We start from the raw sequence: 21,258 nt of genomic DNA on the forward strand, positions 1-21,258 counted from the left end.
TCCCGGGAGCGCCCCCGCCACGTCGGTCAGCTCAGCAGCCCGCCGAGCAGACCGCCCTCCTGCTGCTGTTGACCGCTGCCCATGACCGGCGGCTCCTCGGACGGCTGCACCACCACGAAGCCCTGGCCGGCGAAGCTCATCGTGAACGACTCACCGGTGCGTCGACCCAGCAGCGTGCCGAGGCCCAGTTGCTCGGCCCGGTGGTAGCCGGTCTGAAGGTTGGCCGACCAGCACACCGCGGCCTGCGGGTCCACGTACGTCGGGGCATCCACGTTGAGCACCACCGGGGTGCCCTTGGTGGTGATGGCGATCCGTCCGTAACCGCTGAACACGCAGTTGAACAGGCCGGACGAGGAAGCCATCCCGGCGCCGCCGACCATCCTGATGTCGTACTGGAGGGTCGAGTCGAAGGCGAGCACGCTGGAGCCGTTGATGGAGAGGGCGTCACCCGGCTCCAGGTCGATGATGTGCACGTCCTTGGCCAACTCGGCGAGGAAGACGTCACCCTGGCCGGAGACCTTCATCAGCGGGACGCCCTCGCCGGTGAGCTTCTGCTTGAGGAACTTGCCGAGCCCGCCCGAGCCCAGCGCCTGGAACTGCACGTTCCCCTGGTAGGCGACCATCGAGCCGACCCGGGCCATCGCCTCGCCGTTCAGCTCGATCTTCAACATCTTGGAGTTCTGCAGCCGCATGCCGGGCTGCGCGGACTCCTTTTCCAGGTTCTCCGAGGAGAACAGCTCGCTGCGCATGAAAGGTGCCTCCTGACAGGGTTCGCGGTCGCTGCACCGACGGTAGGCGAAGGGGGCAACCACGGCCGGGGTGACGCGGCGACCGCCGATCCGGAACTCAGCCCCAGCCCAGTGCGTGCAGCCGCTCGTCGTCGATGCCGAAGTGGTGGGCGATCTCGTGGACCACCGTCACCGCCACCTCGTCGACGACATCGTCGTCGTTGTCGCAGATCCGCAGGATCGGATGTCGGTAGATGAAGATCCGGTCCGGCAGCACGCCGGAGTAGTCCCAGCCACGGCTGGTCAGGGCATGGCCCTCGTAGAGGCCGAGCAGGTCGTGCTCGCCCGGCGGCGGGTCGTCCTCGACGAGGATCACCACGTTGTTCATCAGGCCGAGCAGCTCTTCGGGCACCTCGTCGAGGGCCTCGCCGACCAACTCCTCGAAGCGCTCGCGGGTCATCTCCACCGGCACCCCACCCATTGTGCCCGATGCGGGGTGCGGCTCGCCGGGTCAGCGGTGCCGCCGACCGGCTCCGCAGGTCACGGAGAGAGTGACCGCCCGAGGTGGGCGGAGACTCTCTCCGTGGTCGAGCGGTTGTGGGTCGACCGGTTCAGGAGGCCAGGCGCGCGTTGAGGCTGATCTCGGCGCCGGGCGAGAGCAGGCGGGAGATCGGGCAGTTGGCCTTGGCGGCCTCGGCGAGCTTCTGGAACTCCGCGTCGTCGATGCCCGGGACCTGACCGACGGTCTCCAGGTCGATGCGGGTCACGGTCATCCCGGCGTCGGTCTTGTCCAGGTGGACCTTGGCGGTGGTCTCGACCGAGGTGGGCGTCGAGCCGGCGTCGGCGAGGGCCTTCGAGAACGCCATCGAGAAGCAGCCCGCGTGGGCGGCGGCGATCAGCTCCTCCGGGTTGGTGCCCTCGCCCTCCTCGAAGCGCGACTTGAAGGAGTAGTTGCCCGACAGGCCACCCTTACCGGTGCGGACCGTGCCGGCACCCTCGGTGAGATTGCCCTGCCATTGTGCTGAAGCGGTACGGATAGGCATGGGAAGAACGCTAGCGGAAAGGTGACCGCCGGGCGACCGAGCGGCACGGACGCGAGCCGTGCGATCCCGGTCACGCACCGCTGGCTGTGCCATGATTCGACCCACATCCGTGACCGGCGGAAGGATGGCCGATGTCCGAGGAGCTACCGATCCCACGACAGGGCGACCGGTCCGACGGTCCGGCCGTCATCGAGTGGGGTGCCGACGACGACCCGCCTCCGCGCCGCCGGTTCGGGTGGCCGCTGGCCGGGTTCGTGCAGGATCCTCGGCTGCCGCTGCTGCTGGCCGGTCTGGGCGCGGTGGCCGGGGTCGCCTCGATGGTCGGCGAGTGGTTGGTGCTGAGCCTCCCGAACGGTGGGCCGGAGGGGAACGCCACGATGACGGTGCCCGCCGGGGTGTCCGAGATCGGCGGGTTCGGTGTCGGTTACCTGGTCGGGCTCCTCGTCCTGGTCTGCACTGTGGCGCTCGCGCTGCGAGGCACGCCAGCCGTGCGGTCGAACGCCCGGCTGGCCGGTCTGACCCTGGCCGGTGCCCTGCTGGCGTTGCTGGTCGCCGCGGCGGCCACTCTCAACGACTCCGGTCAGCGGACCTTCTTCTACTCGGAGCAGGACGGCTTCCGGACCGAATACGGTCGTGGCCTGGTGATGGCGTTCGCGGCCTGCGTGCTGCTCGGCGCGGCGCTGCGACTGGCGTCTTACACCACGCCCGCACCGGCGACCGACGACCAGGCGGGGGCCGGCTCGGTGACACGCGGCTGGCGCCGCAGACACCCCGACCCGGTCGACGAGGGCCTCCCCGCCCCAGCCGACCTGACTGTCACTCCAGCCACTCCCTTCGCACGCCCCGACAACCCGACCTGACCCGACCCGTCCCGTCCCGGGCCTCTGGCCACCTCGTCCGGCGGCTGCGGCGGGTTGATCCACTCCAGGTCGCCGAGATGGGGGTTTCGGGGCATGTGGATACCCCCATGTCGGCGACCTGGAGCGGATTCTCGAGTAGGACCCGATGGTCGGACGTCTGCTGGTGTTGACGTCCGATTCGCCTGGAAGCCATGGATGCGACCTGTTCCGCGAGGTACGGTTGCTGCCCGCCGTCACGCCGGGCCTCGGCTCTCCGGACCCACGGCAGGCTGCGACGGCGGCGGGCGAAGGAGGAACGATGACCCGCCCGGGACTGCCCAAGCTGATCGCGACCGACCTCGACGGGACGCTGGTCCGCAGCGACGACACCGTCTCCGCGTACACCCATGGGGTGCTCGACCGGGTGCGGGCCGCCGGGATTCCGGTGGTCGGCGCGACCGGTCGCGGACCTCGGCTGACCGAGTTGACCCGCAACGACATCCGCGCCGCCGACTTCCTGGTGATGGCCGGCGGCGGCCGGGTGGTCGACCAGAGCGACCCATCGGGCCCGCTGGTGCTGCGCGACGAGCGGTTGCCCGCCGAGGTGCTGGCCCGGCTGCTCGCCGACCTGGAGGCCGCTGTCGGCCCGCTGACGGTGATGGTCGAGGCATCCGACGAGCACGACGCGCCGCTCTGGGGTGACTACCACGAGAGCTGGCCCTACCAGGACCGGTTCGAGGCGCGGAGCCGCGCGGAGTGCCTCTCCTGCGATGTGATCAAGGCGTTCGCCCGGACCGCCGACCACCACGTGGACGAGCTGCTGGCGGTGGCCCGCCGGATCGTCTCACCGCAGGTCGCCACGCTCACCCAGGCCGGGCTGGGCTTCATCGAGATCTGCCCGCCCGGCGTGGACAAGGCGAGCGGGCTGACAGTGGTGGCGCAGACCCTCGGTGTCGACCCGGCCGACGTGCTGGTCTTTGGTGACATGCCCAACGACCTGCCGATGTTCGAGTGGGCCGGCTGGGCGCGGGTGGCGGTGGCGAACGCGCACCCGGACGTCCGCGCCGCCGCCGACGAGGTGACCTTGCGCAACGACGACGACGGAGTGGCCGTGTATCTGGACCGGCTACTGTCCCGGTGATGGGAGAGACACCTCGCCTGATCGCCACCGACATCGACGGCACGCTGATCCGCGACGACCACACCGTGAGCCCGCGCACCGCCGACGTGCTCGCGCGGATCTCCGCGCGCGGCACGCCGGTCGTCCTGGTCACCGGCCGTCCGGTCCGTTGGCTGAAGATGGTGTACGACCAACTGGCCGAGCCACTACCGGCGGTCTGCGCCAACGGTGCCGTGGTCTACGACCCGTTCAACGACGAGGTGCTGCGGGCCGACCCGCTCGCGCCGCAGCACCTCGCCGAGGTGGCGCGACGGCTACGCGCCGAGGTGCCCGGCATCAGCTTCGCCGTGGAGATCCTGGACAGCCGGCAGATGCGGCACGAGGCGCACTATCCGCTGCGCTGGGATGTGGACCCGGACGGTATCCGGGCGATCGAGACGCCGGAGGAGCTGCTCTCCGTGCCGGCGGTGAAGCTCCTCGCCCGGGCTGGTGAGCAGGACCCGGACGCCTTCGCCGAGTTGATCGCCACCGCGGTCGCGGGGTTGGCCGAGGCCACGCACTCGTCGTCGTCCGGCCTCGTGGAGATCTCCGCGGCCGGCGTGACCAAGGCGGCCGGCCTGGCCTGGTACTGCGAACGGATCGGGGTGAGCGCGGCCGACGTGGTGGCCTTCGGTGACATGCCCAACGACGTGCCGATGCTCACCTGGGCCGGGCGTGGCGTGGCGGTCGCCAACGCCCACCGCGCCGTCCTGGCGGTCGCCGACGAGGTGACGACGACGAACTCCGAGGACGGCGTGGCGGCGTACCTGGAAAAGGTCTTCGGGGTGGGCTGAGCCGGTCAGAGGTACTGGCCGGTGTTGTGGCCCTCGCCGCCGCCCGGCTGGCCGATGCCCGGCGGCATCCCGGGGACCATCCCGCCGGGGCCGCTGGGCAGGGCCTGGCGGCCTCCGCGCATCTGCTCGAGCTGAACCCGTGCGGCCATCTGCTGAGCCACCAGGGCCGCCTGGATGCCGTGGAACAGGCCCTCCAGCCAACCGACGAGCTGGGCGTGGGCAATCCGCAACTCACCCTCACTGGGGGCCTTGTCCTCGGTGAAGGGCAGCGAGATGCGCTCCAGCTCGTCGCGGAGCTCGGGGGCGAGGCCATCCTTGAGCTCGACGATCGACCGCTCGTGGATCTCCCGCATCCGGGTGCGGCTGGCGTCGTCGAGAGGAGCTGCCTTCACCTCCTCGAGCAACTGCTTGATCATGCTGCCGATCCGCATCACCTTGGCCGGCTGTTCGACCAGGCGGGTCGGGTCCTCGCCCTGCCCCTCGTCGGTCTGCATCGTGCCGATCGGCCGACCGTCCGGGCCGACCACCACAACGGTGCCGGAGTGGCCGGAATCGTCGGTGCCGGGCTCGTCGTCTTGTCCAGCGGAACGCGCGTCGGTCATGGGGTCCATCTTTACCCAGCGGTTGCGAACCATGCCGCCCGGGACCTACTCCCGGGGCCGAACCACCCGGCCGGGGCGCGCTACCGTCGCGCCATGTCTGCCGACCCGCGTGCCGTGTTGACCCGGCCCGCGCCGAAACCCGACCGGACCGTGGCGTACGGGGACCACCCGGATCAGGTGGCCGACCTTCGCCTCCCGGCGGGGACCGGTCCGGCACGGCCGCTCGTCGTCGTGGTGCACGGCGGTTTCTGGCGGGCCGAGTACGACCGACAGCACACCGGCCCGCTGTCCGCCGCCCTCGCCGCCGCCGGTTACCCGGTGGCGCAGGTGGAGTACCGGCGCACCGGGCAGCCGGGAGGCGGCTGGCCGGGCACGTTGACCGACGTGCGGACCGGAGTGGCCGAGCTGCCCGCGCTGGCCGCGGAGGCGCTTCCCGGCCGGGTGAGCCGGGCCGCGCCGGTGCTGCTCGGGCACTCCGCCGGCGGCCACCTGGCGATGTACGTGGCGGCCACCGCCCCGGCGACGGTGGCCGGGGTGCTCGCCCTGGCCCCGGTGGCCGACCTGGGCGAGGCGTACCGGCGGGATCTGGACGGGGGTGCGGTGGCCGCATTGCTCGGCGGTGGTCCGGCGGAGGTCCCGGACCGCTATGCGGCGGCCGATCCACGAAGATTGGTACCCATCCGGACACGCACAGTAGTCATGCACGGTTCCGAGGATCAACAGGTTCCAGCGGAGATGAGCCGTGACTTCGTCACAGCAGCGCGTGCCGCAGGATCCGATATCTCCCTTGTTGAACTACCCGAATGCGAGCATTTCGGGCTGATCGATCCGGAGTCGTCAGCGTGGCCTCAGGTCCTCGTTATGTTGCGGTCCCTGCACGATGATCACTAGCCATTGACGCAGCGTCGCGGACCAGGTAGAACGCCGGAGGGGCGGTGTTCGGCCCTGCAATGCTTCCTGGAAGGAACTCGGTGTCGCAGATGAATCGCAGGCGGGCGCTCCAACTGTTGGCCGCGCTCGGTACCACGGGGTTCGTCGCCGGATGTGGCTCCGACACCGACGCCCAGCCGACCGCCGACCGCGGCCCGGTCAAGATCGGTCTGATCACGCCGCAGGGCGGCGGGTTCAAGAGCATCGGCGAAGACATCACCAACGGCTTCCAGATCTTCCTGGACCTGCACGACCAGAAGCTGGGTGGACACCCGGTCGAACTGCTGACCGCCGACGAGGGTGACACCGCGAAGACGGGCAAGGCCGCCGTCGAGGGCCTGCTCAAGCAGGGCGTGCTGGCGCTCACCGGCGTGGTCAACTCGGCGGTGATGGTCGGCATCCGGGACACCGTCGAGGAGGCGCGCGTCCCGCTGATCGGCTCGAACGCCTCACCGAGCAGCCTGCAGAGCGTCTTCTACATCTGGCGGACGTCGTACGTGCTGGACGAGGCCGGCCGCGCGCTGGGTCGCTACCTGCGCGACCAGTTGCCGGCCAACGGCCGGGTCGCGATCATCATGCCGGAGAACGTCGGCAGCCCGGACGTGGTGCGCGGCTTCAAGCAGGAGTTCGGCGCTACCGACCCGCGGATCAGCGACCCGGTGACCTACACGAGCGCGACCTCCAACCCGGGCAAGACCACGTACGCGTCGGACATCAGCAAGGCACTGGCCAAGAAGCCCACCGCCGTCTTCTGCTTCTTCGCCGGCGCGGCCGCCGTGGAGTTCATCAAGCAGCTTCGGGAGAAGTACTCCGGGCCCATCTACGCGCCCGGCTTCCTCACCGAGGGCAACGTGCTGGAGAACCTGAAGGAGAACGCGCTGGGCATCCAGACCGCGCTCAACTACTCGGCCGACCTGAACAACACGTCCAACCGGGTCTTCGCCTCCGCCTACCGCAAGAAGCACCAGGTCACGCCCACCACCTACGCGATGGCGTCGTACGACGCGGCGCAGGTGCTCGACCAGGCCATCCAGCTGACCGGCGGCAAGCCCACGCCGAAGGACGTCAACCTGGCCCTGGGCAAGATCGGCCAGATCGACAGCCCGCGCGGCATCTGGCAGTTCAACCAGCCGCGCACCCCGCAGCAGAAGTGGTACCTGCGAGAGGTGCAGCGCGATGGTCAGGTCATGTCGAACGTGCTGATCAACGAGCTTGCCACGCTGGGCTGAGCACCCGCCACGACGAGGTCAGGGGCCGGTCTCCCATCGGGAGGCCGGCCCCTGGCGTACGGAGCTGACGTGCGGGTCAGTGCCGCAGTTCGGCGATGCAGCACTTCACACTGCCGCCGCCCTTCTTCAACTCGGCCAGCTCCACCGGAACCGGGGTGTAGCCGGCGGCCTTCAGCTTGCCGGCGAGGCGGGTCGCCTCGCTGTTGAGCACCACGTTGGCGCCGTCGCTGACCAGGTTGAGCCCGAAGGCCATCGCGTCCTCGTCGTCGGCGATCACCGCGTCCGGGAAGAGCTGGGTGAGCACCCGCTGGCTGGCCGCGGAGAACGCGCCCGGGAAGTAGACGACGTTCGCGTCGTCGATGGCCGCGAGCGCCACGTCGAGGTGGTAGAAGCGCGGGTCGATCAGGCGCAGCGACACCACCGGCCGGCCCAACACCTCCTGCGCCTCGGCGTGGGCCGGGACCTCGGTCCGGAAGCCGTGCCCGGCCAGGATGAGCCCGCCGTGCGCCTCCGGCACGTACGCGAAGTCGCCCTCGCCCTCGTTGGTCTCGCTCGGCGCCACGAACCGCCAGCCCTGGGACTCGTAGAAGGCGTGGTGGGCGGCCGCCTCGGCGGCCCGCTGCTCGTGCTTGAACCGTGCGCCGTACACGCTGCCGTCGACGGTGAACGCGCCGTTGGCGGCGTAGACCATGTCGGGCAGGCCGTGCTCGGGCGTGAGCAGGTGCACCTCGTGGCCGAGACCGACCAGCGTCTCCCGCAGCCGGTCCCACTGTTTGACGGCCAGGTCCCGGTCGACCGGGGTGGTGACGTCCATCCACGGGTTGATCGCGTACTCGACCGCGAAATGCTCCGGCGAGCACATGAGATATGTCCGCTTTCGCGGGAATCGCTGCTGGTTCACGGTCACCAAGAGTAGGTACCGTAGAACTTTGGTAACAGCCACAACCGTTGCTTCTCAGAGGCGGAACGTTGCAGATAGACGCGGTCGACCAGCGGATCATTGCGTTACTCGTCGCCGACGCCCGTGCGTCGTACGCCGACATCGGCACCCGGGTCTCACTCTCCGCCCCAGCCGTCAAGCGTCGCGTCGACCGACTGCGGGCCACCGGCGTGATCAGGGGATTCACGGCTGTGGTGGATCCGGCAGCCGTCGGGTGGACCACGGAGGCCTTCGTCGAGCTGTTCTGCGCCGGCCGGACGACCCCCGCACAGATCGGCGTGGCCACCCGCCGGCACCCCGAGGTGGTCGGCGCCTACACCGTCTCCGGTGAGGCGGACGCGCTCGTACACCTGCGCGCCGCCGACATCGCCCACCTGGAGGCGGCCCTGGAACGGCTGCGGGCCGAGTCCTTCGTGACATCCACCCGCAGCACCATCGTGCTCTCCAGGCTGGTCGAGTCACCGGGTGTGGGCCCCTCCACCGGAGCTTGACCTCAAGTCGGGTTCACCTGTTGCAGTGGTTCTTCCGGATGCGACAGGGAGGGCAGACCATGCGGGCGATCTGGCTACACGAGTTCGGCGGGCCCGAGGTGTTGGTGCCCGAAACCACACCCGACCCGACGCCCGGCCCCGGCCAGGTGCTGATCGACGTCGCGCACGCGAACATCACCTTCGTCGAGACGCAGCAGCGCTCCGGTCGCCCTGGCCCGTTCCGGGTCACCCCACCGCTGATCCCCGGCAACGGAGTCGGCGGAGTGATCACCGCCGTCGGGCCGGACGTCGACCCGGCGTTGACCGGGCGTCGGGTGGTCAGCGCCACCGGCGGCTCCGGCGCGTACGCCGAACGCGTGGTGGTGGACGCGTCCGCCCCCATCGAGGTGCCCGCCGAACTGGCTCTGGACGAGGCGGTGGCGCTGCTGGCCGACGGGCGTACCGCCGCCATGCTCGTCGAGGCGGTGGGTGTCCAGCCGGGCGACCGGGTGCTGGTGGAGGCCGCCGCCGGCGGGGTGGGCAGTCTGCTGGTGCAGCTCGCGTCCCGGTCGGGCGCGCGGGTGATCGGCGCAGCCGGTGGGCACCGCAAGGTGGAGTTGCTGCCCGGCCTGGGTGTCCAACTGGCCGTCGACTACCGCCTGCCTGACTGGCCCGACCGTGTCCGAGCTGCGACGGGTGGAGTGGACGTGGTGTTCGACGGGGTCGGTGGGGCGACGGCCCAAGCCGCGTTCGACCTGCTGGAGCCAGGCGGTCGCATGATCAGCTTCGGCTTGGCCAGTGGCGAGTGGTCCCCGGTGTCGGCAGAGGTCGCCACGGCACGGCAGGTCACTCTGGTCCGGCCGGACGTGCCACAGGCGCGGCTGCGGGCGTACACCCGGCAGGCCCTGGCCGACGCGGCGGCCGGCAACCTGCGACCGCTGATCGGTCAGCGATTCCCGCTGGAACGCGCCGCCGACGCGCACGCCGCCATCGAGGCGCGCGCGACGGTCGGCAAGACCCTGCTGGACACGCTTTAGAGATACATCCCGGTGCGGTGCTCCGAGTCGTCGCGCCGAACCGGCTTGTCACCCTCGCCGAAGAACCGCTTGCCGCCGAACTCGCCGTGCAGACGATCGTCCAACTCGTCGGCGAGACCGGTCATCACCTGCACCGCGAGCATCAGATGGGTGGCCTGGAAATTGCGGCCGAAGACCGGGATGGACGCCCAGACCGTGTCGTCGGCGCAGTAGAGACGGCCGATCGGCATCCGGTTGGTCAACTCGGAGAGCTTCACGTAGAGCCGCTCGGTCGGCTCGACCTCGGTGAGGATCGGGGAGAAGACGTCCACCAGCGGTGGGTTGTCCCGTACCCGCACGAAGACCATCGCCGAACCGGCCCGGATGTTGATGTCGCCGTCCGAGTCGACCTGCAACCGGTCGGTGTCCGACTTCAACATCGTGGAAACCACGGTACGGACCCGATCCGCCAGGTCGAGCACGTCGTCCCGCTCGGTCTGCGCGGCTGCGGCCTCGGCCAGTGCCTCCTCCAGGTCGGCCTCGACATCGGCATCCGGGCCGAACTCGCTGCGCGCGGTGCCCAACGGGTCCACTGCCAAGGGCTCCCCCTCGGCGTCGTGCACCAGGTAGACGAGGAAGGCCGGGTGCGGGGCGCCGTAGACGTCCCGCAGCGTGCGGGAGAGCAGCGCGGCGACCCGGGTCGACTCGGCCGTCGTGGCGTCCAGCCCGAAGGAACCGCCGGAGCCGGCGACCACCCCGGGCGGCGACCAGCCGAGCGCGATCATGTCCGCCACCGCGCCCCGGTCCAGCCGGTAACCCGCCGGCAGCGTGGCGTTGCCGACCGCGCGGGCGGACAGTGCGCCGTCACCGTCCACGTCGACGCTGATCGAGTAAACGGCGTCTCCGGTGCCGGAGGCGGTGGGATCCAGCGTCACGTCGAGGTGCGCGCCCACCGGAAGGTCCCGCAGTCGTACGGCGAGCGCTCGGGCGAACTCCCGCCACGCCTCGGTCACCTTCGCCCGCAGGTCGGTGGTGCTGGGCTCATCGAGCAGGATCGACTCCGCCGCGCCAGCGGGCAGCTCACCGTCCGAGGCCGAGGGGTGGTCAGCCGTCATGATCGCCTCCGTCCGTCACGATCACCCTACCCACGCCGCCCGTGCGTCGAATCAGCCCGGACCGGGATCGGACAACGGCGGTCAGGGGACCGTCGGGTCCGCCGGTTCGGCGCCCAGCTCGACCGGCCAGGTGCCGGCCAGCGCGCTGAGCCGGGCCGCGGCGTCCGCCGGGTCGGCGCCACGCCCGACGGCCACGCCGAGCAGGTACGCGGTGACCGGCGCACCCGGCCGCAGCACCTGGTGGGCCACGTCGCGGGCCAGATCCAGCACCGCCGGCACGGGCACCGTGGAAGGGTCCAGCTCCAACTCGGCGCACGCCGCCGTGACCCAGTCGTCCATCACCGTCATCGCGCCCACTCCTCCGCCCGGCGTACGTCCTCGTCAGTGTCGCAGTCGAACCACGGCGGCGGGCCGTCGCCGGACCAGGGCACCTCCCATGTCACAAGCCCGGCCAGCAACGCCCGGACCGGGGCGCCGGACAGGCTGCCACCCCGTTCGGCCGCCAACCGGTCCAGCCCCGCCCGCAGCGCGGGGACCCGCCACACACCGCACAGTGACTGCCGCCGCCCGTCCCCGTCCACGAAGCACGCCCCGTCAGGTCGCCGCTCGCTGCCGAGGCCGGCACGGGCCGGCGGTGCCGGGGCGAGGCCGTCGCGGGCCGGTTCGGTGTCGGAGGTCTCCCGGTCGAGGTGGTTCAGCAGGTCCCCGATCGCGGCCCGGGTGAGCAGCGGCAGGTCGGCGGCGAGCAGCGCGACCAGGCTGGTGTCGGGGTCCAGCAGCGCCAGGCCGGCAGCCGCCGCGGCGACCGGGCCCCCGCCCGGTGGGTCCTCCCGGACGACCCGCACGCCCGGAGGCACGGCGTCGGCCGGACCCACAAGCACCCGTGGCGTCGCGTCGGCGACGGCGGCGAACACCCGGTCGCGCATCGAGCGGCCGCCGACCGGGAGCGCGGGCTTGTCGACCCCGCCCATCCGGCGGGCGGCCCCACCCGCGAGCACCACAGCGGCGTACGTCTCCACCCGGCCACGGTAGCCGGGACCGGTCACACCCGGTGTGCAGCGACCGCGCGAGCCCGGCACGGCGGACGAACGCCGTGATCGACTCGGGTTTGCCGAAATCGCGGTGTCCCAGTGCCGGACATACCCCGACTTCAAGGAACACGGGTGGATCACGCTTCGGGCAGCGCACCTTCCGGCGCTGGTGTCCGGCACGGCGCACGGGCGGGCGCTGATCTCACCCGGCCGCCGGCACACCCGGTCGGAGGGTGCCGCCGGGTGCCCTACGGCCGGTGGTCGTGCGGGCGGGCCGGCCTGGGGTGGAGGATGGCGGGATGGGACGGGCAACTGATCGGCGGGGCGTACTCCGAATCGACCTGGAAGCGGTGACCGCCGGACGGGGATCCGTCCGTCGTCCGGACACGCTCGCCGTGGAGGAGCCGCTGGAGATCCGCGTGGGCGCGGCCGGCCCCGGTCGCCGACGGCCGCTCGCCGTCACCATGCGCACCCCCGGCGACGACCTGGACCTCGCCATCGGGTTCCTGCTGACGGAGGGGCTGATCCGGTCGACGGACGACGTGTCGACCGCGCAGCTGTGCGCGGGCGCGGAGACGCCGAACACGTACAACGTGGTGGACGTGGTGCTCGCGCCCGGCGTGCCGGAACCGATCACCGACCCGTCCCGGAACTTCTACACGACCAGTTCCTGCGGGGTCTGCGGCAAGGCGAGCATCGACGCGGTACGCACCCGGTCGCTGTTTCCGGTCTCGGCGGATCCACTCAGTGTCTCGGCCACGCTCCTCACCGAACTACCCGACCGACTACGCGCCGCCCAGCGTGGCTTCGACCGGACCGGTGGGCTCCACGCGGCGGGGCTGTTCACCCCCGACGGTGAGCTGGTGGTGCTCCGGGAGGACGTGGGCCGGCACAACGCCGTGGACAAGGTGATCGGCTGGGCGGTCCGGGAACGACGACTACCACTTGCCGGGCACCTGCTGCTGGTCTCCGGACGGGCCAGCTTCGAGCTGACCCAGAAGGCCTGGATGGCGGGGCTGCCTCTGCTGGCCGCGGTGTCCGCCCCGAGCACACTCGCCGTCGAACTGGCCGACGAGGCGGGGATGACACTTGTCGGTTTCCTGCGCGGTCGGACGATGAACGTCTACGCCGGGCCGCACCGGGTCACCGTCGAGCAGCCGGCCTGACGCTCAGCGGTCGATCATGCCGAACAGGCCGAGGCGGACGGCGGCGTCGCGGGCGATCAGGAAGCCGGCGATGCCGAGGATCCAGCCCAACGCGCTGCCCGCCTTGTTCACGATCCAGTTGTTGAGTCGGGCGAGCACCGGTTCGACCAGTGCCGGGCGAGCCACCCTGGCACCCAGCAGGATCATCGCCGGCAACACCATGACCAGGCAGTATCCGGCGAGCAACGCCACCACGGTCGCCGAACCGACCCCGGAGGTGGCCAGCAGACCCACCGCACCGAGGTACGGAAGCATGGTCGCCACCTCGGCGAGCGCGGCGAGCAGCGCGAGCCCGACCAGCCATCGGACCGAGGAGTCGCCGGCGGTCGCCCGGTCCCGCCACCGCAGCACACCACCGGTACGCGGACGCCGTTTGCCGTCGTAGCGGAAGCTGAGCACCAGCATGCCGACACCGAGGACGAGTTGCGCCCAGAGCACAGCCCGGTTGTCCAACGCACCGCCCAGCGCGTCCGCGAGCGTGCTGCCACCGAAGACCAGCAGCAGCCCCACCCCCAGGTAGAACCCCGCGATAGTGGCGAGGTAGCCCAGGATCCGTCGGGCGTTGACCGGCCCGGGGGCGAGCAGCAGCCAGACCGGGATGAACAGGGTGCCGATGCTGGTGCTGTCGATCAGCGCCAGCCCGGCCAGCGACAGCAGCAATGCGGGGGTCACGAGATCATTCTCCGGGGGCGATGGCCCCGCCGCGTCGGCCGTGGACAGGAGTAACGCGTACATCCTTCGACGGAGGCCGCCGCTGGGCGGGCCCGCCCCGGACGATCGACCTCGGGGGACGAGGGATCAGCGCCCGGGGCGGGAGTGGGTGGGTCATCGAGCCTTGACCCAGCCGATGAAGCGTTCGGTCAGGCCATTGGGGGTCTTGCCGCCATACAGCTTGGTCAGGTCTTCGGTCGCTTCGGTTTGCAGTGCTTTCAGGTGCTCGACCAGTTCGTCGGGTCGACCGCGGTACCGACCGAGCAGGCGAAGTTTCGCGACCGAGCAGGGCCACGCGATTCCGCAAGTGCGGCAGCGCCACGCCGGCTTGAGCAGAGGGTGTTCCGCGTCGTCGTTCATCGGCAAGCCCGCACCGGTTCCTGCCACGTCGACTGGGCGATCTGGCCGGACGGCAACAGGTCGATCCCTTCGCGGAGCACGAACAACTCCCGCTTGGCCCGTGCGTTGCCGTCCGGCCCCAGCTCGTACGCCTCGATCCAGGTCCAGCCGTGGTAGGTATGCCGATCGGTCAACTCGCGGATCACTCGCACCGTGATGGGCCTGACGAACTGCGGGCTTGCCGCGCGGGACAGGCGTACGAGGTCGCCGCCCTTCAACGTCCCGACCATCGCCCCACCGCTGAATCTTCCCCGCGGGATGCGGGCGGGTTCGTCAGCCTGTCCGACATGTCTCCTCCTCGTTGTGGGAAGGGGCCGCCCCTGAGTGCTCGCCCACGAGGCGGCCCCGGCACGAACGCGACCGCCGGGTTTCGGGTGGCCCCTGCCGGTCACGACGTCTGAGAAGCACACTTCCAAGGGTTGCTGAGCGAATACACTGCGTAGCAATATCTCCTTTGGACGTCTGGGACGAACTAGAGGGGACACGGATGAACCGCGCAGTCGCTGAAGCTATGTCGAAGTCCGGCCTGACAGCCGACAGCCTTGCCGCCCAGATCGGGGTGGATCCCAAGACGGCGGCCAAGTGGGCGAACCCGGGACGGATTCCGCAGACGCGGCACCGGTCGAAGGTCGCCGAGGTCCTGGGCCGCGACGAGGAAGACCTCTGGCCCGACCTGTACAAGCGGCGCGAGCCGGCGTGGTTCCGGCCCTGGACGGACATCGAGCGCGAGGCCGTGGGGTTGCGGTGGTACGAATCCGCCGTGTTGCCCGGTCTCCTTCAGACCGAGGCGTACGCGCGGGCCGTGTTGAGCAGCGGCCTCTGGGCCGACGACGACCTTGAAGCGCACGTGGAAACCCGCCTGCGTCGGCAGGCCGCCGTGTTCGACCGACCTCGGCCGCCGTTGAGCGTCTTCGTCATCGACGAGGCCGCGCTGCGCCGAGGGAGGCCCGACATCATGGCCGACCAGCTCGATCACCTGATGATGCTCGCCGAACGGCCGGCCGTGATGATCCACGTCCTCCCCCTGACGGCTGGCTTCCACCCGGGCCAGGCCGGGCCGTTCGTCATTGCCAGCACACCGGATGGCGGCGACGTCGGATACCTCGACGATCAGGCGGCCGGACGGCTCAGTAATGACGTTGCTCCGCTGTGGGCGGTCTGGGATAGCGTGAGGTCGTTAGCGCTACCGCGAGACCTGACCATCGACCTGATGAGAGCGCGAGCATGGATGACCTGAGCGGCGCCCGTTGGCGCAAGAGCACCCGCAGCAGCTCGAACGGTGGCGCGTGCGTGGAGGTGGCCGACAACCTGCCGGGCGTCGTGCTCGTCCGCGACACGAAGGACCGGGACGGCGGCACACTGACCTTCGGGCCCGAGGCCTGGGCGGGTTTCGTTCGGCTGGCCCGAGAGATCGGCCCGGTCGCCTAGGTCAGGCCCTGCCACACGCTGCCTCTCGCAGCGCTGACCCCGGCACGAGCCAACCCTTGATCCACCCGGGTTCGTTGGCATCGCGGCGTCCTGGAGACCGGGACACCCCATTGTTCAGGAAACCGAGTCGATCAAGCCTGAACGCGCCACCAACACCGGCTGGTTGTCGTCTGGACCGCCCTACGCCGGGCGTGGCTGACTAGGCGGCCACGATCTCGACCTCGCCGTGCGAGATCTTGACGTCGAACACCATGCCGGTGCCCTTGGAGAGCTTGGCGAGCGTGGCGATCGACGGCGGCTGGTCGCCGGACTCCAGGCGCGCGATGACCGACTGGGTCATCCCCACTCTGCGGGCGAGCGCGGTCTGGGTCAGTTCGTTGTCGGCGCGGTACCGCACGATACGGAGTGCGACCTCGCGGGCGAAGGCTGTCCGATCCCACTCTGCGCGGAAGGCCGGGTCCTGCCGGCTGGCGTCGTCGATGACCTGCTGCGAGGTCTTGAGTTCGGAACGCTTCATCACTCCGCCTCCACGTTCTTGATCCTTCGCTCTGCGGCTGCGACGGCCCGGGTGAAGTTCCGCTGGCTGACGCTGGCCTCCGGGCCGATGGCGCCAACCACGAAAGCCTCGCCAACCTGTGCATAGAAGACGCGCCATGGGCTGCGCCCTCCGCGTGGACGCAGCTCACGAAGCTTGTCGGCAACTCTGATCTTGCTGGAGTGCGGGTAGCCAAGGTTGGGGCCGAGGCTCTCCAGCTTTTCGACCGCGTGCCCAATGGCCGTTTGTTCGAGCGCGGGTATGGCTTGCAGTTCCGTCGCAGCCTCCGGGTGGAAGAGGACCAACCAGAGCCGACTATAGCAAAATTGCGATACAGCTGCCGGGAGTTGTTCCGAGTCGGGGCGGCAACCGGGGACCGGCTCCTCAGCGGCGACCACGGCGACTCCTCCGGCGTGGACGGATCACTCCCGGCATGCCCACCGACGGCCAGCCGTCCAGCTCGGACGGGGGCACGCCGCGCCGGAGGAGGTCGTCCAACAACACGGCGAGTGAGTAGTCCGGGTGCAGGCTGAGCGTGCGTTCGAGCGCGACCGCCGCCAGCGCCCCCTGCCCCGCGCGCCAGGCCGCGAAGGCAAGCAGAGCCCCGGGCGCGGCAACCAACTCCGGCTCGGCCCGGCGCAGGACGTCGGTCCAGAGCGTGATGTCCCGGTCCCGACCGTCGGTGCGTTCCCAGGCGTGATCGCGGACCGGAAGGTGGGTCATCAGCAGGCTCAACCAGGCCACCTCGTCGTCGTCGAGCCGCTCGTCGCGCCGCTGCCGACGCTGGGCCTCGCGAACCGCCGCCACGCCGGCCGAGCGCAGAGCCCGCCCGCCGAGCAGGTCACTCTCGGGCGCCTGCTCGATCAGCTCAGCCATTCGCACCTCGGCGCGGGCGGTGGCCGCGCGTACCGCCTCCCGGGCCGACCCGTCGACCCGCGCCACCTGCGCCACGAGCGCGGCCCGATCGGGCAGGGCGACCTGGCCCGCGAAGACCGCCGAGGCGGTCACCGGGTTGGCACTCGGGTCGTAGCGCCGGCCCTCGGGCGGGCAACAGTCGGGCTCGACGCAGAGGTAGGACCACCACCTGCCCTCGGTCACCCGCAACGCGTCGAGCACCTCCGTCCCACCGGCGGCCAGTGCGACACGCACCGCGTCCACCGCCGGGGTGACCCGGTCCGGTGGCCCGTAACCGACCACCGTCGCGGACTCCGCCCCCTGCCTGCGGATCACGCCGGCCAGATGCCGTGCCCGCTCGACCGGATCGGTCGACGGGTCGGGCAGGTCGGCACGGGCGGCGAAGATGATCTGCCGGCCGAGCAACGCGACGGCGACCACGCTGTCGGCGGGATGGAACCCGAGCAGGTACGGCACTGCGGCGATCAGGTCGGCGGGGGAGCGGACGGTGAGCTGGGGGCGTTCGGTCGCTGTCATGCCGGTAGCGTGCGGCGCTCCGGTCCGGCGTCGCCGCCCCTGTGGACGACACGCGGCTTATCCACAGTTACTCAGCGTGTTTTGCCTGCTCGAACCACATCCACGGGTGCCGCCGGAGGGTCGATGTCCCTCGGGCGGGGCCGCAGTGTCGTGGGGAGCGGTTACCGTGCGCTGATGGACCTCGCGTACCTACGCGCGCACCCGACACACCTGCCGACCTTCCGGACCCACCAGCGCATCCGGGAGACGCCGGTCGCCGGTGGAAACATCTGTGCCGCCGCCCGGCTCACCCTGGACGACGGCCACTCCGTCTTCGCCAAGTCCTGGCCCGAGAAGGCCGATCGGACGGCACCGGAGGGCTTCTTCGCCGCCGAGGCCGCCGGGTTGCGGTGGCTCCGGGAGGCCGACGCTGTCGCCGTACCCGAGGTGATCGTGGCATTGCCGAGCCTGCTGGCGCTCGACTGGGTGGAGCCCGGCGAGCCGACGCCGGAGGCCGCCGAGCGCTTCGGCCGGGAGTTGGCCGACCTGCATCGGGCGGGGTCGGCCAGCTTCGGTGCGCCCTGGCCCGGCTTCATCGGCTCGCTCCCACAGGACAACACCCCCACCGACGGGCCCTGGTCGGCGTGGTTCGCCGAGCGACGACTCCTCCCCTACCTGCGACGCTCAGTCGACGACGGTGCGCTGACCAGCGCCGATATCGCTTTGGTCGAGCAGGTGATCGATCGGGTCGGCGAGTTCGGCGGCGACGAGCCGCCCACGCGCGTCCACGGCGACCTGTGGCCGGGCAACGTGCTGTGGGGGGCCGACGACCGGGTCTGGCTGGTCGACCCGGCAGCGCACGGCGGGCACCGGGAGACAGATCTCGCCCAACTCGCGCTCTTCGGCGGCATCCCGCACCTGGACCGGGTGCTCGCCGCCTACCAGGAGGCCTGGCCGTTGCCGGACAACTGGCAGGCTCGGCTACCAGTGCACCAACTGCATCTGCTGCTCGTGCACACCGCCCTGTTCGGCGGCAGCTACCGAGATGTGGTGGTCCAGACCGCCCGTGCCGCCCTGGGCCGGGCCGAGCGCGCTACGGTCGACAGGTGAGCGTCGCCCCGGGGACCGACGGGGTCCTCGTCGACCGGTACGGCCGCGTCGCCCGGGACCTGCGCGTGTCCCTCACCGACAAGTGCAACCTGCGCTGCACCTACTGCATGCCGGCCGAAGGTCTGCCCTGGCTGGCCGGCCCCGAGTTGCTGACCGACCAGGAGATCGTCCGGCTGGTCCGGGTGGCCGTCGAGCGGCTCGGCGTGACCGAGGTGCGGTTCACCGGCGGTGAGCCGCTGATCCGACCGGGGCTGGTCGGCATCGTGACCGCGGTCGCCGCGTTGCAGCCCCGCCCCCGGGTCTCGCTGACCACCAACGGCATCGGTCTGGACCGGTTGGCTCCGGCACTACGAGCGGCCGGCCTCGACCGGGTGAACGTCTCACTGGACACCCTGGACCCGGGCCGGTTCGACCGGCTCACCCGCCGGCCCCGCCTCGACGCGGTGTTGGCCGGGCTCGCCGGGGCGAAGGCCGCCGGGCTCAGCCCCGTGAAAATCAACTCCGTGCTGATGCGTGGTGTCAACGAGGACGAGGCACCGGCACTGCTGCGCTTCGCTCTCGACCATGACTACCAACTGCGGATCATCGAGCAGATGCCGTTGGACGCCCAGCACGGCTGGGACCGCAGCACGATGGTGACGGCCGAGGAGATCCTGACCTCCCTGCGTACCGCCTTCGATCTCAGCGCCGACCCGGCCGAGCGCGGCGCGGCACCGGCGGAGACCTGGTTGGTCGACGGCGGCCCCGCCCGGGTCGGTGTGATCGCCAGCGTCACCCGCCCCTTCTGCGGGGACTGCGACCGCACCCGGCTGACCGCCGACGGCCAGGTCCGCGCCTGCCTCTTCGCGACCGAGGAGTCCGACCTGCGCGCCGCGCTGCGCGGCGGCGCGGACGACGACGAGCTGGCCCGGCGCTGGCGCACCGCGATGTGGGGCAAGCGTGCCGGGCACGGCATCGACGATCCCACCTTCCTGCAGCCGACCCGGCCGATGTCCGCGATCGGGGGCTGAGACGTGGACCCGACGCACCTGACCGTCCGCTACTTCGCGGGGGCCCGGGCCGCCGCAGGACGCACCGAGGAGGTCCTGCCCGCCGGTCGGTCGCTCGACGACCTCAGCGCCGAGTTGACCCAGCGTCACGGCGACCGGCTCGCCGCGGTGCTGCGGGTGGCGAGTTTCCTCGTGGACGGCGTGGCCTGTCATGATCGTCGGGCACCCCTGCCGGCCGGGGCCACGATCGACGTCCTGCCCCCGTTCGCGGGCGGCTGAGGGAGGCGCACGCATGTTCGCGGTTCTGGGGTTCGTGGGCGTCCTGGCTCTGATCACCGGCCTCATCCACCTCTACCTGTGGAAGCGGCTGGTTCGCGACACCACCACCCCGGGCCGTTGGCGACGGATCGGCGGGATCGCCGCCCTGGTGCTGGCGCTGCTCGTGCCGGTCACCCTCGCCGGGACGCAGGCCGGGCTCTACTGGCTCGCCTGGCCGGGCTACCTGTGGCTCGCGCTGATGTTCTACCTGCTCGTGGTGCTTGTCGTGCTCGAGGTGCCGATGCTGGTCACCCGGCTGGTGCTGCGCCGCCGGGTGATCGCCGCGGAGCCGACCGCCGCCGCGCCCGAGCCGGTGCTGGTCGGTGCCGCCGGGCCCACCGACCCGCCGGCCGCCGGCGCCGTCGCGGCACCGGACCACGACCCGGCCCGCCGGCTCCTGCTGGCCCGCAGCGCGGCCATCTTCGCCGGCCTCACCGCCACCGCCACCGTGGGGTACGGCGTCCGCACCGCTCTCGGCCCACCACGACTGGACCGGGTGCGGATCCCGCTGGCCAAACTCCCCCGCAGCATGGACGGCCTGCGGATCGCGACCGTCTCCGACATCCACCTCGGCCCTCTGCGCGGCCGGGCGCACACCGAGCGGATCGTGGCCGCGATCAACCGGCTCGACGCGGACCTGGTCGCGGTCGTCGGCGACCTGGTCGACGGCTCGGTCGCCGAACTCGGCTCGGCCGCCGCGCCGCTGCGTGACCTGCGCTCCCGGTACGGCAACTTCTTCGTCACCGGCAACCACGAGTACTACTCCGGCGTGGAGGAGTGGGTCCAGGAGGTCGACCGTCTCGGCCTGCGGGTCCTGCAGAACCGCCGCCAGGAGATCCAGGCCCGGGGCGGCGTGCTCGACATCGCTGGCGTCAACGACCTGGACGCCACGGGAGACAGCGGCCTGGCGGCCGGTCCGGACTTCGCCGCCGCCCTCGGTGGCCGCGACCCGAGCCGCCCGGTGGTGCTGCTCGCCCACCAGCCGTTGGCTGCCGTGCAGGCGGCCAGGTACGGCGTTGACCTGCAACTGTCCGGGCACACCCACGGTGGTCAGATGGTGCCGTTCAACCTGGCCGTGCGGCTGGAGCAGCCGGTGGTCAGCGGCCTCGGCGAGGTCGACGGCACCAAGGTGTACGTGACCAACGGCGCCGGCTTCTGGGGGCCGCCGGTCCGGGTCGGCGCCGAGCCGCAGATCAGTCTGGTCGAGTTGCGCTCGGCATAGCGGATGTCACGTCCGCGCGTGGCGGCAGGCGACCG

General features: G+C 71.1%; 28 protein-coding genes. 14 read left to right on the forward strand and 14 right to left on the reverse strand.

Annotated elements, in window-relative coordinates; all coding sequences use genetic code 11:
* Positions 1-26: 26 nt before the first annotated feature.
* The 3 genes from O7631_RS04690 to O7631_RS04700 all read right to left on the reverse strand — a co-directional run bounded on the left by O7631_RS04690 (position 27) and on the right by O7631_RS04700 (position 1,771).
* Positions 27-749, reverse strand: a complete 723-nt coding sequence (locus O7631_RS04690) for an AIM24 family protein (RefSeq protein ID WP_269681844.1) — start codon at positions 747-749, stop codon at positions 27-29.
* A 97-nt stretch (positions 750-846) separates the two neighbouring features.
* On the reverse strand, positions 847-1,194 hold the full coding sequence (locus O7631_RS04695; RefSeq protein ID WP_197699411.1) for a metallopeptidase family protein: 348 nt from the start codon (positions 1,192-1,194) through the stop codon (positions 847-849).
* A gap of 145 nt (positions 1,195-1,339) precedes the next feature.
* Positions 1,340-1,771: an OsmC family protein gene (locus O7631_RS04700; RefSeq protein ID WP_278143168.1), complete on the reverse strand. Its 432-nt coding sequence runs from the start codon at positions 1,769-1,771 to the stop codon at positions 1,340-1,342.
* A 131-nt stretch (positions 1,772-1,902) separates the two neighbouring features.
* Between O7631_RS04700 and O7631_RS04705 the strand changes: the two genes are divergently transcribed.
* The 3 genes from O7631_RS04705 to O7631_RS04715 all read left to right on the forward strand — a co-directional run bounded on the left by O7631_RS04705 (position 1,903) and on the right by O7631_RS04715 (position 4,563).
* Entirely contained in the window at positions 1,903-2,631 is a 729-nt protein-coding gene (locus O7631_RS04705; RefSeq protein ID WP_278143169.1) for a hypothetical protein, read from the forward strand.
* 298 nt (positions 2,632-2,929) lie between these two features.
* Positions 2,930-3,751: an HAD family hydrolase gene (locus O7631_RS04710; RefSeq protein ID WP_269681841.1), complete on the forward strand. Its 822-nt coding sequence runs from the start codon at positions 2,930-2,932 to the stop codon at positions 3,749-3,751.
* Entirely contained in the window at positions 3,751-4,563 is an 813-nt protein-coding gene (locus O7631_RS04715) for an HAD family hydrolase (protein WP_278143170.1), read from the forward strand. The genes O7631_RS04710 and O7631_RS04715 overlap by 1 nt, the downstream gene beginning before the upstream one ends.
* A 5-nt stretch (positions 4,564-4,568) precedes the next feature.
* Here the strand turns inward: O7631_RS04715 and O7631_RS04720 are convergent, their stop codons facing one another.
* Positions 4,569-5,174 (reverse strand): bacterial proteasome activator family protein, encoded by a 606-nt coding sequence (locus O7631_RS04720; protein ID WP_278143171.1) that lies wholly within the window; start codon positions 5,172-5,174, stop codon positions 4,569-4,571.
* 84 nt (positions 5,175-5,258) lie between these two features.
* On the opposite strand from O7631_RS04720, the gene O7631_RS04725 reads away from it, so the two are divergent.
* Both O7631_RS04725 and O7631_RS04730 read left to right on the forward strand, forming a co-directional pair.
* Positions 5,259-6,056: an alpha/beta fold hydrolase gene (locus O7631_RS04725; protein ID WP_278143172.1), complete on the forward strand. Its 798-nt coding sequence runs from the start codon at positions 5,259-5,261 to the stop codon at positions 6,054-6,056.
* Positions 6,057-6,136: 80 nt separating this feature from the next.
* On the forward strand, positions 6,137-7,324 hold the full coding sequence (locus tag O7631_RS04730) for an ABC transporter substrate-binding protein (RefSeq protein WP_278143173.1): 1,188 nt from the start codon (positions 6,137-6,139) through the stop codon (positions 7,322-7,324).
* A 76-nt stretch (positions 7,325-7,400) separates the two neighbouring features.
* On the opposite strand, the gene ddaH is transcribed toward O7631_RS04730, so the two are convergent.
* The gene (gene ddaH / locus O7631_RS04735) at positions 7,401-8,234 is read right to left on the reverse strand and encodes a dimethylargininase (RefSeq protein WP_347403494.1); all 834 of its coding nucleotides are present in this window, start codon (positions 8,232-8,234) and stop codon (positions 7,401-7,403) included.
* Between the two features lie 59 nt (positions 8,235-8,293).
* Between ddaH and O7631_RS04740 the strand changes: the two genes are divergently transcribed.
* Both O7631_RS04740 and O7631_RS04745 read left to right on the forward strand, forming a co-directional pair.
* Positions 8,294-8,755 (forward strand): Lrp/AsnC family transcriptional regulator, encoded by a 462-nt coding sequence (locus tag O7631_RS04740; RefSeq protein WP_088987096.1) that lies wholly within the window; start codon positions 8,294-8,296, stop codon positions 8,753-8,755.
* Between the two features lie 59 nt (positions 8,756-8,814).
* The gene (locus O7631_RS04745) at positions 8,815-9,771 is read left to right on the forward strand and encodes a zinc-binding dehydrogenase (protein ID WP_278143175.1); all 957 of its coding nucleotides are present in this window, start codon (positions 8,815-8,817) and stop codon (positions 9,769-9,771) included.
* On the opposite strand, the gene O7631_RS04750 is transcribed toward O7631_RS04745, so the two are convergent.
* The 3 genes from O7631_RS04750 to O7631_RS04760 all read right to left on the reverse strand — a co-directional run bounded on the left by O7631_RS04750 (position 9,768) and on the right by O7631_RS04760 (position 11,944).
* Complete coding sequence (locus O7631_RS04750; protein ID WP_269681835.1) at positions 9,768-10,865, reverse strand: hypothetical protein; 1,098 nt, start codon at positions 10,863-10,865, stop codon at positions 9,768-9,770. The genes O7631_RS04745 and O7631_RS04750 overlap by 4 nt on opposite strands.
* A gap of 81 nt (positions 10,866-10,946) precedes the next feature.
* Positions 10,947-11,213 carry a DUF6457 domain-containing protein gene (locus tag O7631_RS04755; protein ID WP_278143176.1) on the reverse strand — a complete coding sequence of 89 codons (267 nt, stop codon included), beginning with the start codon at positions 11,211-11,213 and terminating at the stop codon, positions 10,947-10,949.
* Positions 11,210-11,944: an NTP transferase domain-containing protein gene (locus tag O7631_RS04760; protein WP_278143177.1), complete on the reverse strand. Its 735-nt coding sequence runs from the start codon at positions 11,942-11,944 to the stop codon at positions 11,210-11,212. The genes O7631_RS04755 and O7631_RS04760 overlap by 4 nt, the downstream gene beginning before the upstream one ends.
* Before the next feature lie 251 nt (positions 11,945-12,195).
* Between O7631_RS04760 and fdhD the strand changes: the two genes are divergently transcribed.
* Complete coding sequence (gene fdhD / locus O7631_RS04765; protein WP_278143178.1) at positions 12,196-13,062, forward strand: formate dehydrogenase accessory sulfurtransferase FdhD; 867 nt, start codon at positions 12,196-12,198, stop codon at positions 13,060-13,062.
* Between the two features lie 3 nt (positions 13,063-13,065).
* Here the strand turns inward: fdhD and O7631_RS04770 are convergent, their stop codons facing one another.
* From O7631_RS04770 to O7631_RS04780, 3 genes are all read right to left on the reverse strand, one after another.
* The gene (locus O7631_RS04770; protein ID WP_278143179.1) at positions 13,066-13,773 is read right to left on the reverse strand and encodes a GAP family protein; all 708 of its coding nucleotides are present in this window, start codon (positions 13,771-13,773) and stop codon (positions 13,066-13,068) included.
* Positions 13,774-13,926: 153 nt separating this feature from the next.
* Complete coding sequence (locus O7631_RS04775; protein ID WP_278143180.1) at positions 13,927-14,172, reverse strand: flavin reductase; 246 nt, start codon at positions 14,170-14,172, stop codon at positions 13,927-13,929.
* Positions 14,169-14,441 (reverse strand): hypothetical protein, encoded by a 273-nt coding sequence (locus O7631_RS04780; RefSeq protein WP_278143181.1) that lies wholly within the window; start codon positions 14,439-14,441, stop codon positions 14,169-14,171. Before O7631_RS04780 ends, O7631_RS04775 begins: the two co-directional genes overlap by 4 nt.
* A gap of 257 nt (positions 14,442-14,698) precedes the next feature.
* Here O7631_RS04780 and O7631_RS04785 point away from each other — a divergent pair, with 257 nt between their 5' ends.
* Entirely contained in the window at positions 14,699-15,448 is a 750-nt protein-coding gene (locus tag O7631_RS04785; RefSeq protein WP_278147846.1) for a Scr1 family TA system antitoxin-like transcriptional regulator, read from the forward strand.
* Complete coding sequence (locus tag O7631_RS04790; protein WP_278143182.1) at positions 15,436-15,639, forward strand: DUF397 domain-containing protein; 204 nt, start codon at positions 15,436-15,438, stop codon at positions 15,637-15,639. The genes O7631_RS04785 and O7631_RS04790 overlap by 13 nt, the downstream gene beginning before the upstream one ends.
* A gap of 199 nt (positions 15,640-15,838) precedes the next feature.
* Here the strand turns inward: O7631_RS04790 and O7631_RS04795 are convergent, their stop codons facing one another.
* The 3 genes from O7631_RS04795 to O7631_RS04805 all read right to left on the reverse strand — a co-directional run bounded on the left by O7631_RS04795 (position 15,839) and on the right by O7631_RS04805 (position 17,605).
* On the reverse strand, positions 15,839-16,156 hold the full coding sequence (locus O7631_RS04795) for a helix-turn-helix transcriptional regulator (RefSeq protein ID WP_278143183.1): 318 nt from the start codon (positions 16,154-16,156) through the stop codon (positions 15,839-15,841).
* Positions 16,156-16,479 carry a type II toxin-antitoxin system RelE/ParE family toxin gene (locus O7631_RS04800; RefSeq protein WP_278143184.1) on the reverse strand — a complete coding sequence of 108 codons (324 nt, stop codon included), beginning with the start codon at positions 16,477-16,479 and terminating at the stop codon, positions 16,156-16,158. Before O7631_RS04800 ends, O7631_RS04795 begins: the two co-directional genes overlap by 1 nt.
* 79 nt (positions 16,480-16,558) lie before the next feature.
* Positions 16,559-17,605, reverse strand: a complete 1,047-nt coding sequence (locus O7631_RS04805; RefSeq protein WP_278143185.1) for a DUF4192 domain-containing protein — start codon at positions 17,603-17,605, stop codon at positions 16,559-16,561.
* 174 nt (positions 17,606-17,779) lie between these two features.
* On the opposite strand from O7631_RS04805, the gene O7631_RS04810 reads away from it, so the two are divergent.
* From O7631_RS04810 to O7631_RS04825, 4 genes are read left to right on the forward strand one after another with little or no spacing between them, the layout of a single operon-like run.
* Positions 17,780-18,694 (forward strand): fructosamine kinase family protein, encoded by a 915-nt coding sequence (locus O7631_RS04810; protein ID WP_278143186.1) that lies wholly within the window; start codon positions 17,780-17,782, stop codon positions 18,692-18,694.
* On the forward strand, positions 18,691-19,704 hold the full coding sequence (gene moaA, locus O7631_RS04815) for a GTP 3',8-cyclase MoaA (protein ID WP_278143187.1): 1,014 nt from the start codon (positions 18,691-18,693) through the stop codon (positions 19,702-19,704). The genes O7631_RS04810 and moaA overlap by 4 nt, the downstream gene beginning before the upstream one ends.
* A gap of 3 nt (positions 19,705-19,707) precedes the next feature.
* Positions 19,708-19,962, forward strand: coding sequence for a MoaD/ThiS family protein (locus tag O7631_RS04820; protein WP_278143188.1), 255 nt, complete (start codon positions 19,708-19,710; stop codon positions 19,960-19,962).
* 13 nt (positions 19,963-19,975) lie between these two features.
* Positions 19,976-21,223 (forward strand): metallophosphoesterase, encoded by a 1,248-nt coding sequence (locus O7631_RS04825; protein WP_278143189.1) that lies wholly within the window; start codon positions 19,976-19,978, stop codon positions 21,221-21,223.
* The last annotated feature ends 35 nt before the right edge of the window (positions 21,224-21,258 follow it).

It is taken from the genome of Micromonospora sp. WMMD967 (assembly GCF_029626165.1).
Classification (GTDB): Bacteria; Actinomycetota; Actinomycetes; order Mycobacteriales; family Micromonosporaceae; genus Micromonospora; species Micromonospora taraxaci.